Origin of the sequence: Prevotella sp. P4-119, from assembly GCF_002251345.1 — a bacterium.
Lineage (GTDB): Bacteria > Bacteroidota > Bacteroidia > Bacteroidales > Bacteroidaceae > Prevotella.
The window spans coordinates 43,653-62,986 of sequence record NZ_NPJB01000022.1; the positions used below are offsets into that span (position 1 = coordinate 43,653).

A 19,334-nucleotide genomic window follows, 5' to 3' on the forward strand; every position below is an offset into this window, starting at 1 on the left:
TCAAATGAATATTATTAAAACCCTCATGGTCGGTGCGTTCTCAATGACCGCATTGACAATGGCTGCAGCAGAAGTGCAGCAGAATGGCAACAAGGTAATGGTCAAACCCGATGGTGGTCAGGCCAAAGTTATCTGTCTTGAGGTGATGAACGACAACATCATCCGTGTGCGCGCCACATCCGAGAGTGCATTACCTGTCAAGAAACCCAGTCTGATGATTGTACCGCAGATAGCTCCTGCCAAAAAAAACTATACGATAAGTGAGGACGAGCAGTCTGTAATAGTCAAAGCGAAGAATGTGACTGCCGTAGTCAATAAGGCAACGGGTGCGATCGTATTTTTTGATGCCACAGGAAAACAACTGCTTAAAGAGGCTAAGGATGGCAAGAAATTCCAGAACTTCACAGTCCCTGAGCGCGAATACGGTGTGCGCAACATCGGTGGAGTGACCGAAGAGATGAAGCACGGACTGACTTGGCAGATGCTTTTCGACAGTCCTTCCGATGAAGCCTTCTATGGATTGGGACAGCATCAGTCTGAGGAATTTAATATGAAAGGCAAAAACGAAGACCTGTTCCAATATAACACCAAGGTCTCTATTCCTTTCGTACTCTCCAACAAGAACTATGGTATCCTGTGGGACAGCTACAGTTATTGCCGCTTTGGCAATCCTAACGACTATTTGCAGCTGAACCGCGCCTTCAAACTCTACGACCGTCGCGGTAAAGAAGGTCATCTGACTGGTACCTACGTCGATAAGAATGGTAAGAAACTGGTGCGCGATGAGGATAGCATCTATTATGAGTATGCTTGTCCTCCAACTTCAGAAATTGCCAACAAGACCGATAATGGTGGTCTGAAGAACCTCCCCAAGGGCTTCAATCTCCAAGGTGCCACTGTGACATACGAAGGATTTATCGAGCCTGAATGTTGTGGTCGTTGTGCCAAGGCTGGCAAGAATGAGAAGCAACTCTATCAGTTTATCCTCTACTATGCCGGTTATATCAAGGTGTATATCGATGGCAAGGAGGTGGTGCCTGAGCGTTGGCGTACCGCATGGAACCCCAACAGCTATAAGTTTAGCACCGAACTGACCAAGGGTAAGAAGGCACAGTTGCGCATTGAGTGGCAACCCGATGGTGGCGATTCCTATTGCGGACTGCGTGTCTCACAACCTCGCAATAAGACAGAGCGTGAGCAACTCAGTATCTGGAGCGAGATGGCGCGCGATATGGATTACTACTTCATTGCAGGTCAGAATTTCGATGATGTCATCAGCGGCTATCGCACTTTGACAGGAAAAGCATCGCTCTATCCGAAATGGGTGCTCGGCTTCTGGCAGAGCCGCGAACGCTATCAGAGCAGTCAGGACATCGAGGATAACCTCGCAGAGTTCCGTCGTCGCCACATTCCTATCGACAATATCGTGCAGGACTGGAACTACTGGAATCTGCCCGATTGGGGTGCTCACGACTTTGAAGCAAGCCGTTATCCCAACCCACAGGCTATGCTCGACTCTGTTCACGCTATGCACGGACGCTTCATGATTAGTGTATGGCCTAAGTTCTACGACACCACCGAACACTATAAGGAACTCGATGAGAAGGGATGGATGTATCGTCAGGCTGTCAAGGACGATATCCACGACTGGCTTGGCTTCCGTGGTTCGATGTATGATGCCTATGATGAAGGAGCTCGCAAACTCTTCTGGAAACAGATGGACGACCATCTCTATAGCAAGTTTAATAAGAATGGTGTGCCTGGCATCGATGCTTGGTGGATGGATGCCTCAGAGCCTAATGTGCGCGACTGCACTCCGATGTGGTATCGCAAAGCACTTTGCGGACCTACTGCCCTCGGCACTTCTACCGAATATTTCAATGCCTATTCTACCGTCAATGCCGATGCTATCTACAACGGACAGCGTTCGGTATGGAAGGGTAAAGCCAACGAACCTCGTGTGTTCCTGCTCACCCGTAGCGGTTTCGCTGGTGAACAGCGCTATTCTACAGCCACTTGGAGTGGTGATATCGGCACCCGTTGGGAGGATATGCGCGCTCAGATGACAGCCGGACTCAACTATTCTATGTCGGGTGTGCCTTTCTGGGGAATGGACCAAGGTGGCTTCTGTGTAGAAAACCGCTATGTTGCGGCTCAGAAACTCTTCAACGAAACAGGTGAAGAGAACGAAGATTTGAAGGAATGGCGTGAACTCCAGGCTCGCTGGAATCAGTTTGGAGCCTTCATCCCCTTGTTCCGTTCGCATGGTCAGTGGCCTACTCGCGAAATCTGGAACATCGCTCCCGACAATCATCCTGCCTATAAGTCGTTTGTTTATTACGACCAGTTGCGCTATCGCTTGATGCCTTATATGTACAGCATGGCTGCATGGGCTCACTTCAAAGACTATACGCTGATGCGTGCACTCGTTATGGATTTCAATGGCGATAAGGAAGTGGAGAATATCGGCAACCAGTGGATGTTTGGTCCTGCGCTCATGGCTTGTCCTGTTGGCTACTACAAGGCTCGCAACCGTAGCGTATATTTCCCCAAACAGTGTGGTTGGTATGATTTCTATACTGGCGAACACTATGATGGTGGTCAGCATTTGGTAGTTGATGCACCCTACGAGAAGATTCCTGTTTTCGTACGTGAAGGTGCCATCATTCCATTTGGTCCTGCCATGGAGTGGTGCGACGAGAAACCTGCCGAACTCATCAATCTCTATGTCTATGAGGGTCAGGACGGATCGTTCCAACTCTACGAAGACGAGGGAACCAACTACAACTACGAGAAGGGTAAGTATGCCACCATCGAGATTGCCTATAACGATGCCGACAAAACTGTCAGCTTCGGCAAGCGCAATGGTGCTTTCAAGGGTATGCTGAAAAACCGTCGTTTCAATGTAGTACTCGTGAAGAAAGACCAGCCCCGCGACCTCAACCTCGACAATCCTGAGGGTAAAATGGTGCAGTACAGCGGTAAGGCTGTTAGCGTGAAACTCTGATTTTAAAGATATTGCAATAGGAGGGGTGTGCCATACGGCACACCCCTCTTGTCTTATATAATACCCAATGACTACCCATTGACCACCTGCATAACCATCGTACTGACATCGCCCTTCTTCTATATACAAGTTGTCTATATGCTCCATTTACCATGTACAAGATATTGCCCGTTATTTTGCCAAGGCATTTCCAATGTTTTGCAAAAGTATTACCCCATGTTTTGCAAAAGTATTACCCCATGTTTTGCAAAAGTATTGTCTAACGTTTGAAAAAGATCTTTTCAACGATTGATAAAGATGTTATCCAATATTTGATAAAAGTATTATCCAATATTTGATAAAAGTATTATCCAATATTTGATAAGGGTATTATCCAACGTTGGATAAAAAGATTATCAAGGTTTGGAAAAACGTTGATAAACGATAGCTTTTTATAAGGGAAATAGGATCACGCTTTACTTTTGTCCTTTCATGGCGTTAGTTAATTGTTTATGTTTTGTATACTCAGGGCGTTGCAGGGGTGGTCGAATGGTGGTCGAAAATCTAAAAAACAGAAGGTTCGACCACCCGTTATGGTGTTGTGCTGTAGTCACTTATCTGATTCTGGTGGTCGAGTGGTCGATTTTTACGACGTCGCGTGTGCGTGCGCATATACGCGTACATAATATAAAGGAAGTTCGCCGATGCTCATTGATCTGTTTTTGTTAGATTTCTCCTTTGGTGCGCTACATCCTTGATTCGTCTCAATATCATTCAACAGCCCCGTATGGTTAAGCGCAGATTCAAATTAAAATGATGCTTAATACAACGATAGACAGAAGTTGTTTTCTGGTAATGAAAGTTCTCATTTCCATCCATCTTCATAAATTTGCTGGAAAAATCATAGCAGTTGCCGTTGGGTGGAGGTAAAAAAATGACAGAAAGCCTTTGTCTTCTTGCTGAAAATCGCTAACTTTGCCCAACGATTTACCAATACTAATTTCTTATGTATAGATTCTTTATTCTGGCATGTGCCATTGGCTGTATGTTGACCGCACAGGCACGCGACCGCCAGAACTTTGACAACGGATGGCGATTTGTGCTGGCAGACTCGGCACAAATGTCAAAAACCGATTATCATGATACGCATTGGCGTGCACTAAACCTACCACACGATTGGGCTGTGGAGGGTGATTTTCTCTGTTCTAACCCATCAGGAGCGGGTGGGGGAGCACTTCCTGGCGGCATTGGATGGTATCGCAAGACTTTCAATCTGCAGAAAAAACAAGGAGAACGCTACTTCATTGAGTTCGACGGAGTGTATATGAATGCCCGTGTCTATATCAACGGTAAGGAAGTGGGCTACCGCCCTTACGGTTATAGCTCGTTTGAATACGACATCACACCTTATCTCATAGCCGGTCGCAACGTGGTGGCTGTGCGTGTGGATAATAGCGATCAGCCTAATTCCAGATGGTATAGCGGATGCGGTATCTACCGCCATGTGTGGTTTACCAAAACCGCCGATGTGCATGTGAAACACTGGGGAGTGCATGTGGTTGCCAATCCCGACGGACGTATCTCCGTGACTGCTGATGTGGAAAGTCAGGGCAAAGCCTATAAGGTGCGCAACCAAGTGTTTGATGCCCAAGGACGAGCAGTTGGTTTGAAAGTGCGCCGTCCCCATCTGTGGTCGGTTGATGACCCCTATATCTATAAGGTACGCACGCAAGTGCTGGTAGGTGGAAAAGTGGTCGATGAGGTGTGGACCAACACCGGATTCCGCTCGTTCCGCTTCGATGCCAAGACAGGTTTCTGGCTCAATGGCAAGAACATGAAGCTCAACGGGGTTTGCGAACACCACGATTTCGGTTGTTTGGGTGCTGTGGTCAACGAAGATGCCATGCACCGCAAACTCGTGCGACTGAAGGAAATGGGTGTGAATGCCATTCGTTCATCACACAATCCGCCTGCTCCCGAACTACTCAACATGTGCGACACCATGGGACTTATCGTCATGGACGAGTCGTTTGACATGTGGCGCCGCCGTAAGACTCAAAACGACTATGCACGCTTCTTCGACGAATGGCACGAGCGCGACCTTGCCGACTTGATACTGCGTGACCGCAATCATCCCTCCATACTGATGTGGAGCATCGGCAATGAGGTGCTCGAACAGTGGTCGTCTGCCGATGCTGATACGTTGACTCTTGAGCAAGCCAACCTCATACTCAATGCCGGACACGATGCTTCGACCCTTGCCAAGGATGGCGAAACCAGCGTCAATACATTGTTGGCAGACCATTTGGCTGACATTGTGCGTCGCTACGACACGACACGTCCCATCACCGCAGGATGTAACGAACCATCACCCGACAACCACCTGTTCAAGGGTAAGGCACTCGATATTGTAGGCTTCAACTATCATCATCAGTGGATTAAGGATGTACCCAAGAATTTCCCCGGTCGTCCGTTTATCATGACCGAAAGCGTTTCAGCCCTGCAGACAACGGGATTTTACACCATGCCCAGCGACTCTGTCATCAAAGCACCTAAGGAATGGTGGTTGCCCTATACCGATCCTTCGTTCAAATGCTCGTCTTACGATAACATGCATGCCTCATGGAGCAGTACTCACGAGGAAACATGGGATGTGGTGAAGCATACTCCCTATGTCGGTGGACAGTTTATATGGACCGGTTTCGACTATATCGGCGAACCCACACCTTATTCTTATCCTGCTCGCAGCAGTTATTTCGGCATCATCGACTTGGCTGGTCAGCCTAAAGATGTCTATTATATGTATCAGAGCGAATGGACCAATCGCCCTGTTCTGCATCTCTTCCCCCATTGGAACTGGCTCGATGGCGAACAAATCGATATGTGGTGCTACTACAATCAAGCCGACGAAGTGGAACTCTACATCAACGGCAAGAGTCATGGCGTGCGCCGCAAGGCAGATAGCCACCAGTATCATGTGATGTGGCGCGTAACCTTTGAACCCGGAGAAGTGAAGGTCGTGGCACGCAAAGACGGTAAAGAGGTGCGCCAGCAGACTATCCATACTGCCGGACAGCCCCATCATTTGCAACTCAGCATCGATTATCAAGGTAAAAACACCACCTTCGTCAAGGTGGAAGTGGTTGATGAGAACGGCAACCGATGCCCTTGGGCAGAGAACCAAGTGTTTTTCGATACCGATGCCACCATCATCGGTGTGGATAACGGAAACCAGACATCACTCGAACGCTTCAAGGACAATAAGCGCAAAGCATTCTTCGGCAGATGCTTCGTCGTACTCGACGGACATGGCACGCTGACTGCTAAATCATACGGACTACCAACAGCAACTATCAAATTATGATGAAGAAAATCTTATTATCAGCAGCGCTCCTGCCTATGGCAGCCGTTGCGCAGATACAGACATCGGCAGGTGTACAGTATCTGCAATGCCAGGCAAAAGATATGTCGGGCGAGTTCTCTGACCTCTCCAACACTTATTTTCTGGCTGACAGTCTGGCTGGCTTCGACCTCAACAAGGGCGAAGGACTGCTCAACTGGAAACGCTACCGTCTCGCACCGCGACAGGCTTTCAACCTCAATGGCTATTGGCCTGTGCGCATGAAGATGCTCGATTTCCCCGACACACAGTATGACAACGACCCCAACCTGCGCATCAAAGTGCAGAAAATAGACAACCGCACACTTCGTGTCACCATCTTCACTTCACCCATCGAGCCGAAAATGGACGATGCCAACGACCCCATGTTCTCACCGGAATTTATTGCACAGCAAACTGGCGAACAGGCTAAAAACGGTCGTGGACGCTGGAACGTGAAAGCTACCGACCAAGCTATTGTCTATAAAAACAATAACGGTTCACTCGAAATACAGAAGTATCCGTTCCGTATCGTGCTGCGCGACGGACAGGGCAAACTGCTCACGCAGACCCGCCACATCATCGATAACGACAGTACACAGGTGAAACTCCTGCCCTTCAACTTTATCAAACGCGGTTCAGACAATTCGCGCAGCATCAATCCCGTACTGATGCTCTCACCAAACGAGCGCATCTACGGTTGCGGCGAAAGTTTCACATCGCTCAACAAAGTAGGACAGAAAGTGCAAATCTCGGTAGTCGATCCACAAGGACCAGAGACCGATGGCATGTATAAACCCGTGCCTTTCTATTTCTCTAATCGGGGATATGGTATCTTCATGCACACCTCGGCACCTACAACAGCTGATTTCGGTGCCTCTTACATCGGTGCACAGCGCCTCTTTATGGGCGACGAAACGATGGACTTCTTCATCTTCTTCGGTGAACCGAAAGACGTGCTCAATGCTTATACCGACGTCACTGGTAAGTCACCTATGCTTCCCCTCTGGACTTTCGGCACATGGATGAGCCGCATCACCTATTTCTCTCAGGAGGAAGGACTCGACATTGCCCGTAAACTCCGTGCCAACAAGATACCATCAGATGTTATCCATTTCGATACAGGATGGTTTGGCGTAGATTGGCAGTGCGACTATGAGTTTGCCAAAGATCGTTTCAAAGATCCAGTAGCCATGCTCAAGTCGATGAAGAAAGACGGTTTCCATACCTGTCTTTGGCAGTTGCCCTACTTCACACCGAAGAACCGCTACTTCCGTGAACTCGTTGATGGCGGCATGGCTGTACACAACGGCAACGGAACATTGAGCTATGAAGATGCGGTGCTCGACCTCAGCAATCCCAAGACCGTAGCATGGTATCAAGGCAAAATCGCTAACCTCATCAAACAAGGAGTCAGCGCTATCAAGTGTGACTTCGGTGAGGCTGCACCATACGATGGCATCTATGCCAGCGGTAAAACAGGATTCTATGAGCACAACCTCTATCCCCTGCGCTACAACAAAGCACTCTGGCAGGCTGTGCGCGACAATACTCCCGACCATGAAGGTGTCATCTGGGCTCGCAGCGCATGGGCTGGAAGCCAGCGCTATCCGCTCCATTGGGGTGGCGATGCTGCTACCAACGAGATTGGTAGCGTAGGTATGTTGGGCGATCTCCGTGGCGGTTTGTCATTCGGACTCAGCGGATTCTCCTTCTGGAGTCATGACATGGGTGGCTTTGTCACCAAGAGTCCCGACGATCTCTACCGTCGTTGGCTGCCATTCGGATTCCTTTCAAGCCATACACGTGCCCATGGAGCACCTCCTACCGAACCTTGGCTCATCAGCGAAAGCTTTACCAAAGCATTCCGCCAGTCGGCAGAAATGAAATACAAACTCATGCCTTATGTCTATGCACAGGCAAAGGATTGCTCTGAGCGCGGACTGCCTATGGTACGTGCACTGCTCGTGGAATTCCCCGATGATCCAGGTGCATGGTTTGTGGAAGACGAGTATATGTTTGGTTCGCAGATTCTTGTTGCTCCAATGCTCGAAACTGGAAAAAGCCGCACCGTATATCTGCCCCGTGGAAAGTGGATTGATTATCAGACAGGAAAAGTCTATGAGGGGGGCTATCAGACTATCCCAACTGCTGAGATTCCCTGCGTCATCCTCGTCAAGGATGGATCACTCATTCCCCATGTACCTGTCGCACAAAACACAGGCGATATCAAATGGGACAAGGTCGAGCTGAAAGCCTATAAGGCCGATGCTACCAAATGTACAGGACTCCTGTTCCGCCCTGGCGATAAGGAACTGCAACATATCGAGAAATAACTATTCATGAGCCGGGGGATGAACATCAACAATGTTTCATTACCCGGTATTTTTTATAACTACAATTCCTCTTTGGTATATACGATAACGCTTTATTATCAATTATAGGTACATGCTATGAAAACAATATGGGTGGCACTTGCAGCCATGACCATGGCGGCACCGATGCACGCACAACTGGTCATCAATGAAGTCATGCAGTCTAATATCGACTGTATCATGGACGACATGAACGAATTTCCTGATTCGTGGGTGGAATTATACAACAATGGCGAAAGTAGCGAACAGCTTTCTAACTACAGTATCGGACTTACCACTGATGCTCAAAAGGCATGGGCTTTGCCGGCATCACTTATCAACAAAGGATATCGCGTACTCATCTATTGCGACAAGGCGGCATCGGGTATGCATACTGATTTCCGCCTTGAGTCGGGAAAGAACGGCGAAATCTATCTGTTCAAAAACAATAAAGTGGTCGATAAACTGACCAAAATGAAAAAACAGCCTGCGCCTAATATTGCCTATGGACGCAAAACAGACGGTAGCGACACATGGGGATATATGGCTATACCAACACCAGGCGGCACCAACTGCGGATCTACCTGCAAGGATCTCTTGGGCGATGTGGTATTCAGCGAACCTGGACGGGTCTTGGAAAATGCGCAGACTCTCAAACTCACCCTGTCACTTCCTGACGGAGCGCCTGCAGAAACTGTCATCCGATATACTACAGATGGTAGCGAACCAATAGCATCAAGTTTGCAATATACCGCTCCAATCACCATCAGCGCCTCACAGGTGGTGCGCGCAAAACCATTCTGTACGGGGTATCTGTCACCTCGGTCAGTCACCCAGTCGTATATCTTCCACGGACGACAGATGACGCTTCCCGTTATTTCCATCGTTACTAAGAATGTGTATTTCTATGATAACAAACAAGGAATACTGGTGAAAGGCAACTATAACAGCAGTCAGGAAAACTATAAATACAACTGGCGACGCCCCATCAACTTGGAACTTTTTACTGCCGCAGGTAGTAAAAGTCAGCTCAACCAACTCTGCGAAACACGTGTCATGGGAGGTGCTTCACGTGATAATATGATGAAGTCGATGGCTATTTATGCCAACAAGCGATTTGGTACGAAGCGCCTTCAATATGAATTTTTCCCTGACCAGCGACCGGGTATCACCGATTATAAGTCACTCGCACTGCGCAATGCCGGCAACGACTTCGACTATCTCTACATGCGCGATGCTGTCATCCAACGGTCTATGGCTGCCTATGTCGATCTTGATTGGCAGGCATGGCGTCCTGCCATTGTCTATATCAACGGAAAGTACAACGGTATGCTCAACATCCGTGAACGAAGCAACGAAGATAATATCTATACCAACTATGAGGGATTGGAGGATATTGATATGATAGAAAACGGATGGGAACTGAAAGTAGGCGATTGGGAACATTTCAACCGCTTCAAGGCGTTCTATCAAGAACATGGACATACCCTGGCAGAATATGAAACATGGATGGATTGCAAGGAGTATATCAACCTGATGATCATGAATCTTTTCTACAATAATCAGGACTTTCCCGGCAATAACATCGTATGGTGGAGACCACGCACAGAAACTGGCAGATGGCGATGGGTGGCTAAAGATACGGACTTCGGACTTGGGCTTTATGGTTCGGCAGCTACCTATAAAACCTTTGAATGGTTCTACAACCCCAATTATGACAAAGACCACGCATGGGCAAATACATCTGAGGCTACAAGATTGTTTCGCCGATTAATGGAAGATGCCGATTTTCAACGGGAATTCATAGACCGTGCTGCCATCTATCTGGGTGACTTCTTGTCGGAAAAGAATATACGGTTGCTATGGGATGATATGTATAATCAGATCAAAACGGAATATCCTCACCATCGCAAGCTTGTCAACGAGTGGTGGCCAAATTATACCAACGAATTGAATACAGCACATAAATGGCTTAACGAACGTATTCCGAGTTTCTATCAGCAGATTTCCGACTTCTATAAAGTGGGAAATCCTGTTCCACTCACCATCAATGCCACGATGGCTGAAAGCGACAGAAATGCCATGACGATCACATTCAATGGCGTGCGCTTGACAGAAGCATGCTTTGACGGAAAATTCTTCAAGAATAGATCCATGCAGATCAATGGGGTGCTCTCCGACGGACGGGAGGTGAAAGCATGGAATATCGTACAGCATCAAGGTATTGCCACTACTACTATACAGCAGTCGGGAGCTACCCTTACTATGGCGCTACCCGATTGCGACAAGGTGGAGATTACCGCTGTAATAGGTGAACCTACTGCCATCACGCAACCTGATACCAAAACATGGCACTGGTCGTTTGCTGCAGGAACACTACAGGTTGACCAGGTGGAGAAGGGTACCAAGGTGTGCGTATATGACCTATTAGGCAGAATACTCCATCGGACTACAGCAACTGGTGCACCGCTTTCCTTCGCAGTTTCTGCCAAGACCTGCATCCTGAAAGTTGGCGATGAGGCTGCAAAAGTAACTGATTCTACTCGACGATAAATCGAAAGGAGTGTTGAAGAATAGTATGATTTGAACATCGTTAAACGCGAAATAGAATACTTATGGACATACAACCAATTGCTTATTTTCGATCACCATTCACCTCGAAATTCGGATTGCCACGACAGAGTGGTATCGTAGAAACGTTGCATGGACGCATAGAACTCACTCGCGATTATGCCACACCAGAGGCACTGCGGGGATTGGAAGAGTATGATTTCATCTGGCTGATATGGGGATTCTCTGAAAATGTCGATGCACGTAAGCATCCTACCGTGCGACCACCATTGTTGGGAGGAAACGAGCGCGTCGGGGTTTGGGCAACGCGTTCGCCATTCCGACCCAATAATCTCGGACTCTCATCGGTGCGTATTGTGGCGGTGCGTCCCGAAGATGGAGTAGTGGAAGTGGCAGGGGCTGACCTCATGGATGGCACACCTATCTACGATATCAAACCTTATTTGGCTTATGTGGATAGTCATCCTGGTGCACGGGGCGGTTTTACCGATCGCAAACAGTGGCAGCGGTTGGAGGTGGTTATACCTGACGAACTGACGAAGACCCTATCACCACAGATCGTGCAGACACTGACCGATGCACTTGCGCTTGATCCTCGTCCTCATTATCATGAAGATCCCGACCGGCAGTATGTGATGCCTTTCGATGGCTATGAAGTGGTATTCTGTGTGGACGGCAACATGTTGTATGTCAAGAAAATTATCCCTTGTATCGCTGTACCAGAAAAAAAGTAACAGCATTATTTGTAGATGACGGAAATTTTTAATATATTTGTGTCCGAAAAATGGTTGACATGATGGAAATGGTATTGATACTTATCTTGGCTATGGGCTGTCTGGTGGCTTTCTGTTGGGCTTGGCAGATGCGGAAAAGAATGCGTGTGTTGGAACGTGATATAATGATGCATCGCATCTTTCTGAAGAATGTTATTCAAGAGTCAGAACTTCCCCTTCGGCAAGTTTCTCGCATGGCTAAGATGCTTTCAAAGGATGATTTATACCTTTCCAAGAATGAAAAACACAATATGGCAGAACAGTTGAATGGCTATGCTTATTTCATCGATACATTGTTGAATGAACTTATGCTCTTCACTAATCCTTCAGATGAGGTGGCACACGTGAGACGGGAACAGTTCAGTCCTAACGAACTTTGTCGACGTTGTCTGGAAATCAATATCTCCAACATTTATCATCGACAGGCTGTCAAGTTGAATTTTCATCGTACCATGAGCGATGAGTTCTTTATAGAAAGTGATCGCCATGTCATAGAGATTATCCTCAATAAGTTGATTCAGAATGCCTGTCGCTTTACCGAAAAAGGGGAAGTGGTCGTGGGGTGTAACACTACAGAGAATGAGGGTATGCTGACACTCGATGTCAGTGATACTGGTGCAGGAATTCCCAAAGATCGTCTGAGTCGCCTGTTTAGTTGGTTTGAACAGCCCGACGATATGCGCGATGAGGCAGAACTTGATTTGAGCATTTGCCAGCGGTTGGCACAAAAAATTGGAGGTGTGCTTTTTATCGACGAACTCTATGCACGTCAGGGAACTCGTGTGGTGCTGGTATTGCCCATCAAGTAGGCTGTAATACAGAAACAAAATTATAGTTTTTCTTTCCGTCACGAAGGGATGGTGTGTCACATCCTGTCGGACTTACAGATCGCTTCTGTCCAAATGGTCGCGCCACAGATATTTGCGTGTTTCGTGTACGATGATGCCGTTCAGCGCCAAGAGCGATAGCAGGTTGGGAATTGCCATGAGTGCATTCATACAATCGGCCATGTTCCATACCACACCCAACTGCATCACGCTGCCTATAAATACAGCAACGATAAAAATCATCCGATAGACAAGCATCCATCGACGACCTTTCAGATATTCTACTGCGCGTTCACCATAATAGCACCAACCTAAGATAGTGGAAAATGCAAAGGTCAACAGACCGAAAGTCAGTAAAGGTGTACCAATGATGGGAATTTTAGAAAATGCCATCTTGGTCAGTACCGCACCATTGTCGAAAGTAATGTCGGGGTATGCCAATACACTGCTTACAATAACAATTCCCGTCATGGCACAGATGACTACCGTGTCCCAAAATGTACCAGTGCTGGACACCAAGGCTTGGCGTACTGGGTTGCGTGTCTGTGCGGCAGCAGCTACGATGGGAGCAGAACCGAGTCCTGATTCGTTGCTGAAAAGACCGCGTGCTATGCCATAACGTGCTGCCATCATGACTGTAGTACCTACAAAACCTCCTCCTGCTGCCTGCGGACTGAAAGCCGAGGTGACGATGAGCTTGATGGCAGGCCATGCATAATCGATGTTTACTCCTATTATATAGATGCAACCTAAAATGTAAAAGAGTGCCATGAGGGGTACCAGGGTTGCGCAGACACGTGCAATACTCTTCACACCACCTAAAATAACAGCACCAGTGAGTAGGCAGATGACTGTTCCTGTGATATAGGGTGAGATGTCATAGGTTTCGTAAGCGAGTGTGGCAATGGCATTGGCTTGCACCGTATTGCCGATGCCAAACGAGGCGAGGGCAGTGAAAATGGCAAAGAGAATTGCTGCCCAACGCCATCCCAATCCTTTCTCCAGCGCAAACATAGGTCCTCCAATCACTTTGCCATCAGGTTTCTTCTCGCGATATTTGATAGCCAGTAGGCCCTCTGCATATTTGGTGGCAATGCCAAATACACCAGTCAGCCAACACCACAATACTGCACCAGGACCGCCTAAGGCAATGGCGGTGGCTACACCGATGATGTTTCCGGTGCCGATAGTAGCAGCTAGAGCGGTTGCCAATGATGAGAATTGCGAAACGTCACCGGTTGCATCGGGATCACGTTGTACAGATAGCCGAATGGCTTTGAGTATATGTCTCTGTGGAAAATGCAATCGGATAGTAAGAAAAAGATGGGTTCCCAAGAGCAGGATAATCATGGGCCAGCCCCACAACAGGGAGCTCGTTACGGAGAAAAATTCGTTGATGGTGTTCATGTTGTTGCTGCTTTTGCGTGCAAAGTTAGTTAAAAATGCTCAAAATGTAGTCGATTCTTCGTTTTTTTTGAATTTTGGTTAAACTTTTTATCGTTTGATGCGTCATATTGATAACAAACGTGATTTGGCTCATTGAAAATACAGACGAGACATGAAATGACGAAACATTTGACCTATGTGGTAGAAAGAAAATCAGGACAATGATGGCTGCTCCGATAGTTGGAGTAGCCATCTTTCGCTTTTTATCCGTGTTTATGCTCATCGATATCCATTCTTGAGTACTGTTTGATATATGGTTAATTGCTGTTAAAATCTGCAGTTCTATCTATTTCGATAGATAACATAATTATATAGATAAGTTGAAAAATATTTGGTAGTGTGAGGTTTTCTTCTTATCTTTGCTCCCTAAAATATGATGAAAGTTCAGGATATGAAGAGATTGATACATACGACAGCCCTCATGGCAGTGGGAATTACCACTTGTTTGGGCTTTGTCTCTTGCTTTAAGGATGAGCCGCTCAATGCAGAATGTGATATTGAGCAGGCTTACATACACGCAGGCGACAAATTGAATAGTTGGTTCCTTTTCGATTCCGACACACTTCAATATGTGCAATCTGACCAGAATAAGATAGAGTTTACCATGAGTGCTATGGCTGATCTTACACAGATTGCTCCACTTTTCAGACTCACTCCCGGGGCTACTATATCACCTGCCAACGGCAGTGTACACGATTTTTCTAAAGGTTCGGTGAAATATACGGTCACTTCGGAAGATGGACAATGGTCACGTATCTATTTTGTCAGCATCAGAAAAATGCTCTATTTCGGTAGTGAACACGAGTTTAATTTTGAAAACTGTTATGAGGACAAAGGGTACTACCATTGGCAAGAACCATGGAAAGATGCTAATGGTAATACGACCAAAGAGGCTATCTGGGCAACAGGAAATCCGGGTTACAAGATTAGCAATAGCTCTACTGCAGCAGAGCATTATCCCACAGCACCTATTGACGAAGGATATGAAGGAAAAGGGGTAAAGCTATCCACTTGCCGAACAAGTGGACTTGCAGACATGGTGCAGAAGCCTATTGCGGCTGGCAACCTCTTTATTGGGCAGTTTGATCCGTCTAATGCATTGCAGGATGCTATGTCTGCCACTAAGTTTGGACGCCCATTCAGTTTCAATACCCAACCCAAGACATTCACAGGATACTATAAGTATAAGGCTGGGGAGAAATTTACCGACCAGTATATGCATGTACTGGAGCAAAAAGACTACGGCACTATCTATGCCGTGTTCTATGATAACCATAATGCAAAGGGCGAAGCGGTGGTGCTCTATGGCAACAACGTACAGACAAGTGAACAGGTTGTGGCACTTGCCCGACTTGATAATATCGACAATACTCCTGAATGGACTCCATTCACTCTCAATTTCATCTACCGTAAAGCTGTAGATATGCAGAAGCTGAAGGCTGGCGGTTACAGTCTCGCTATCGTTTGTTCGTCAAGTACCAACGGTGCTGAGTTTATGGGTGCCGTGGGTAGTACGCTTTGGGTGGATAAGTTTAAGATTACATGTGAATAAGGATGAAATGCCAAGCGATATAGATATTCGGTTATGACAATGAAGAAAATCATAATATGCTCCCTGCTGATGATGTGCACGTTGTGGGCATGGGCAGGAGACGATAATCAAGAACATTGGAGTGCATGGAACAAATATCTGCACAACTATAAATACTATGTACACGTGGGGTATAATATCGGTGGAACAGCACCTATTGGTATGCCTGCCTCTATCCGCACGCTACATAGTTATACGCTGCAGCCTAACTTCACCCTTGGAGTAGATGCCCACCATGTTATCTCAGGCAAATGGGGATTCTTGGGCGGTTTGCATTTTGAAAACAAAGGTATGAGAACCGATGCGGGTGTGAAGGGCTACCACATGAAGATTGTGCGTGGTGGCGAACAGTTGGAAGGTGTATTCACAGGAAGTGTGGTGACTAAGGTTGACATGAGTCTCATCACCGTTCCCTTGCAAGCCACTTATGATTTGACCCCACAGGTGCGTCTGAAACTTGGTCCATATGTGAGTTATGCCACAGCCAAGAAATTTGAAGGATGGGCATACGATGGATACCTCCGACGTCAGGAGGAAGGACATGAAAAGGGTGATCCTACCGGACAGAAAGTGATACTGGGACATAATGATGGTGAGCGTGGCAACTACGATTTCTCCAGCGATATGCGCTCTTGGCAGTTTGGTATCGACCTTGGTGCCGACTGGTATATCACTAAGCGTTGGGGTGTCAAGGCTGATTTATCATGGGGATTGACGGGTATCTTCAAGAAAGATTTCGATACCATCGAGCAGACCATGTTTCCCATTTATGGTACGATTGGTGTGATTTATCAACTGAAATAAAAAAATAGGTATCAATTATTATTAACTAAAAAAGAAAGGAAAAAAAATGAAATTGAACAAGATTTTCTATCTGATGGCCATGGTATGTACACTTGGCTTTACTGCATGTGGTGACGATGACGATGCACCCAAAGACGATCCAATCCAGTCGCCTATCGTAGGAACATGGAATGTTTGGTCACAAGGAAATGATAACGATGGTTATACCGGTTCTGTACAGCTCAACTGGGAAGTAGAAGAAGGAACAAGTATTAGTCTCGACCTTTCTGGAACTGGTAAACCCACTGAAATTTCTATCAAGGAAACCGTTGTTCCTTTGGCAAATATCCTGGGTAACAAGTTCCTGCCTAAAGTGCTGAAGAGCGTTACTTTCACTCCTGATGGCAAGATCAATGCTGTGGTTTCTGACTATGATGATGACGATATCGCTCCAGAGTGGGAGACTGTTAAGGGCTATGCTACCTATAAGGTTATTAGCGACAATCTCATCAGCGTTTCTATCGACGCTGAAAAGGCTACTGAAGATATTGATGATCCAGCAGAAAAGGCACAGATCAAGACTATCCTTAAATCGTATGGTACTATTCCCGTCAATGTTCGTTGGAATGGCGAAAAGCCTTTCTTCTTTGTTGACAAGGCATACGTACAGCCTATGATTGCTGCTTTGGTTGCTTTCATCGACAAGGTGCCTACAAACGCCATGAAACCAGATGATTTACAAACTTTCACTATGGTTAAGGGTGTTGTGAAGCAGCTGCCTGGTATCATGGACAAAACTTCAAAGTTTGAAGCAGGTATCGAACTGACCAAATAATACTTGGTCGTTTGACTATAAACATAAATCCCTGGCATACAATCTGTGCCGGGGATTATTGTTTTTTCATAATTTTTCAGTATCTTTGCATCCAAAGACGCTAAGGTACTCACGCTCGGAAGTAAAAAAGAAAAAGTGATTTTTCTTTTGTACTTCGCTCGCTTAATCGTACCTTTGCAACCAATAAACTCTACTGATATTTGGTAAAATCATACTAACGATGACACGAGAAGAAATAGTCTTTGACTATCTGCAACAGCACGACATTCCCTACACGTGCTATCACCATCCCGAAGGCAAAACCATTGAGGAGGCTAAACGATGGTGGAAAGACGATGGCAGTATCCATTGCAAAAACTTGTTTTTCCGCAACCACAAGGGAAATCGGCATTATCTGGTATGCTTCCATTGTGACCATGACCTCGATATCCACGATTTGGAACACCGTCTCAAAGCAACGCTCGTATCCCAGGGATTACCTTCTTGTGGTAAACTATCGTTTGCATCGCCCGAGCGCATGATGCGCTATTTGGGACTTGAACCGGGAAGTGTGTCGCCTTTCGGACTCATCAACGATACGGAGCATCATGTGCATCTTTTTCTTGATTGTCATCTGAAAGAGGCTGAGACGCTGTCGTTCCATCCGAATGATTGTAGGGGAACGGTAGTTCTTCGTCGTGATGACTTTGAGCGCTATCTCGACACTCTCGGTAATACCTATGAGTATTTGACCTTGTATTGATGATGGTGACTCTATTCTTCTACATCTTCGTTAACGTCTGTTTCTACATCACGTTTAATGGTAACGTTTCCTGTTGAAGAGAGAATAACGCGTACTGGAATATATTCATCGGTCTGTGGGTGACTGATACTACCGGCAAACTCCAAGTCGCTGCCGTTCACCTTGTCATATACCAGTCCGTCAAGAATACCAGTATGGCGGTAGTCGTTGTCAAGACAAGCATCGAAGTTGGCTTTGGTAAATGAGCGTGTAAAGAACACCTCTCCGTCAGCTCTTGTTACAGTAACTACCACTTCGTTATCCACGAATTTCTGTCCTAATTCGTCTGTCACCATAGGCAGTGAGTCACATGGTTGGCGGTGTATCTCCACCTTATAGCTATTGCCTATCCACTGTATCTGGTGACTCTTATTGTAGTCAGCCTGTCGGATAGGTGCCTCTATTTTGGGGCGTTCCACTTTTTCGGTAATAATGTCGTCACTTTGTCTCTTATTGCCACAAGCGGTCATGAGCACAGCCATGCCCATCACAGCGAGTTGTAATGTCATTCGTTTCATATTTTCAATCTTTACGTTTCGATTTACAAAGGTACGATTAAGTGAAGAAAATGCCAAATATATTTGAGTATTTTTGAATGTGAGTACCTAAGACTGAAAGTCAAAGGTAGTGCAAACCGAGCGAAATACAAAGAAAAAAGTCCTTTTTTCTTTTATTTCCGAACTGACGAACGAAGAAAGTGCAGAGTCAAGCTCGCTTGAACTATGTCTTTCAAGGAGGAAGAAACCCAAAAGGTTAGGTGCCGCCTATCTTGGATTCTCAAAATCAAAGGAACGTTTTCGTTAAGCCAGATGAGCAGAGTTAAGTTCACTTAAGCTCTGCCATGGCGAGAAAAGGTGCCATGAAATGGAACGATTAAGTGAAGAAAATGCCAAATATATTTGAGTATTTTTGAACGTGAGTACCTAAAATCTGGTAGGATTACCGTCAATACGTTTTCTACGGCTGTAAGACTAATTATAAGTAATTTGTAAAATAAATAGTTACATC

General features: G+C 46.4%; 12 protein-coding genes. 10 read left to right on the forward strand and 2 right to left on the reverse strand.

Annotation, left to right across the window (positions count from 1 at the left end; translation table 11 throughout):
* The first annotated feature begins 4 nt into the window (after positions 1-4).
* The 6 genes from CIK89_RS02075 (at position 5) to CIK89_RS02100 (ending at position 12,872) form a co-directional block, all read left to right on the forward strand.
* Complete coding sequence (locus CIK89_RS02075) at positions 5-3,007, forward strand: TIM-barrel domain-containing protein (RefSeq protein ID WP_094389779.1); 3,003 nt, start codon at positions 5-7, stop codon at positions 3,005-3,007.
* Positions 3,008-3,992: 985 nt separating this feature from the next.
* Positions 3,993-6,350: a glycoside hydrolase family 2 TIM barrel-domain containing protein gene (locus tag CIK89_RS02080; RefSeq protein ID WP_094389780.1), complete on the forward strand. Its 2,358-nt coding sequence runs from the start codon at positions 3,993-3,995 to the stop codon at positions 6,348-6,350.
* Complete coding sequence (locus CIK89_RS02085; protein ID WP_094389790.1) at positions 6,350-8,701, forward strand: TIM-barrel domain-containing protein; 2,352 nt, start codon at positions 6,350-6,352, stop codon at positions 8,699-8,701. The genes CIK89_RS02080 and CIK89_RS02085 overlap by 1 nt, the downstream gene beginning before the upstream one ends.
* A gap of 117 nt (positions 8,702-8,818) precedes the next feature.
* Entirely contained in the window at positions 8,819-11,272 is a 2,454-nt protein-coding gene (locus CIK89_RS02090) for a CotH kinase family protein (protein ID WP_094389781.1), read from the forward strand.
* Positions 11,273-11,334: 62 nt separating this feature from the next.
* Entirely contained in the window at positions 11,335-12,024 is a 690-nt protein-coding gene (gene tsaA / locus CIK89_RS02095) for a tRNA (N6-threonylcarbamoyladenosine(37)-N6)-methyltransferase TrmO (protein WP_094389782.1), read from the forward strand.
* A gap of 59 nt (positions 12,025-12,083) precedes the next feature.
* On the forward strand, positions 12,084-12,872 hold the full coding sequence (locus tag CIK89_RS02100; protein WP_158214956.1) for a sensor histidine kinase KdpD: 789 nt from the start codon (positions 12,084-12,086) through the stop codon (positions 12,870-12,872).
* A gap of 72 nt (positions 12,873-12,944) precedes the next feature.
* On the opposite strand, the gene CIK89_RS02105 is transcribed toward CIK89_RS02100, so the two are convergent.
* Positions 12,945-14,297, reverse strand: coding sequence for a sodium:alanine symporter family protein (locus CIK89_RS02105; RefSeq protein WP_094389784.1), 1,353 nt, complete (start codon positions 14,295-14,297; stop codon positions 12,945-12,947).
* Positions 14,298-14,709: 412 nt separating this feature from the next.
* On the opposite strand from CIK89_RS02105, the gene CIK89_RS02110 reads away from it, so the two are divergent.
* From CIK89_RS02110 to CIK89_RS02125, 4 genes are all read left to right on the forward strand, one after another.
* Positions 14,710-15,888, forward strand: coding sequence for a PCMD domain-containing protein (locus tag CIK89_RS02110; RefSeq protein ID WP_254046595.1), 1,179 nt, complete (start codon positions 14,710-14,712; stop codon positions 15,886-15,888).
* A 39-nt stretch (positions 15,889-15,927) separates the two neighbouring features.
* Entirely contained in the window at positions 15,928-16,731 is an 804-nt protein-coding gene (locus tag CIK89_RS02115) for a porin family protein (RefSeq protein ID WP_094389792.1), read from the forward strand.
* Positions 16,732-16,777: 46 nt separating this feature from the next.
* Positions 16,778-17,545, forward strand: coding sequence for a hypothetical protein (locus tag CIK89_RS02120; RefSeq protein ID WP_094389785.1), 768 nt, complete (start codon positions 16,778-16,780; stop codon positions 17,543-17,545).
* A 220-nt stretch (positions 17,546-17,765) separates the two neighbouring features.
* The gene (locus tag CIK89_RS02125) at positions 17,766-18,287 is read left to right on the forward strand and encodes a prolyl-tRNA synthetase associated domain-containing protein (protein ID WP_094389786.1); all 522 of its coding nucleotides are present in this window, start codon (positions 17,766-17,768) and stop codon (positions 18,285-18,287) included.
* Positions 18,288-18,298: 11 nt separating this feature from the next.
* On the opposite strand, the gene CIK89_RS02130 is transcribed toward CIK89_RS02125, so the two are convergent.
* Positions 18,299-18,844, reverse strand: coding sequence for a DUF4738 domain-containing protein (locus tag CIK89_RS02130; RefSeq protein ID WP_094389787.1), 546 nt, complete (start codon positions 18,842-18,844; stop codon positions 18,299-18,301).
* Positions 18,845-19,334 lie beyond the last annotated feature (490 nt).

Excerpts from the sequence above, each read along its gene's own strand:
- CIK89_RS02090 (WP_094389781.1), top strand. The coding sequence starts at position 8,819 with ATGAAAACAATATGGGTGGCACTTGCAGCCATGACCATGGCGGCACCG.
- CIK89_RS02085 (WP_094389790.1), top strand. The coding sequence starts at position 6,350 with ATGAAGAAAATCTTATTATCAGCAGCGCTCCTGCCTATGGCAGCCGTT.
- CIK89_RS02125 (WP_094389786.1), top strand. The coding sequence starts at position 17,766 with ATGACACGAGAAGAAATAGTCTTTGACTATCTGCAACAGCACGACATT.
- CIK89_RS02110 (WP_254046595.1), top strand. The coding sequence starts at position 14,710 with ATGATGAAAGTTCAGGATATGAAGAGATTGATACATACGACAGCCCTC.
- CIK89_RS02080 (WP_094389780.1), top strand. The coding sequence starts at position 3,993 with ATGTATAGATTCTTTATTCTGGCATGTGCCATTGGCTGTATGTTGACC.
- CIK89_RS02100 (WP_158214956.1), top strand. The coding sequence starts at position 12,084 with ATGATGGAAATGGTATTGATACTTATCTTGGCTATGGGCTGTCTGGTG.
- CIK89_RS02130 (WP_094389787.1), bottom strand. The coding sequence starts at position 18,844 with ATGAAACGAATGACATTACAACTCGCTGTGATGGGCATGGCTGTGCTC.
- tsaA (WP_094389782.1), top strand. The coding sequence starts at position 11,335 with ATGGACATACAACCAATTGCTTATTTTCGATCACCATTCACCTCGAAA.
- CIK89_RS02120 (WP_094389785.1), top strand. The coding sequence starts at position 16,778 with ATGAAATTGAACAAGATTTTCTATCTGATGGCCATGGTATGTACACTT.
- CIK89_RS02115 (WP_094389792.1), top strand. The coding sequence starts at position 15,928 with ATGAAGAAAATCATAATATGCTCCCTGCTGATGATGTGCACGTTGTGG.
- CIK89_RS02075 (WP_094389779.1), top strand. The coding sequence starts at position 5 with ATGAATATTATTAAAACCCTCATGGTCGGTGCGTTCTCAATGACCGCA.
- CIK89_RS02105 (WP_094389784.1), bottom strand. The coding sequence starts at position 14,297 with ATGAACACCATCAACGAATTTTTCTCCGTAACGAGCTCCCTGTTGTGG.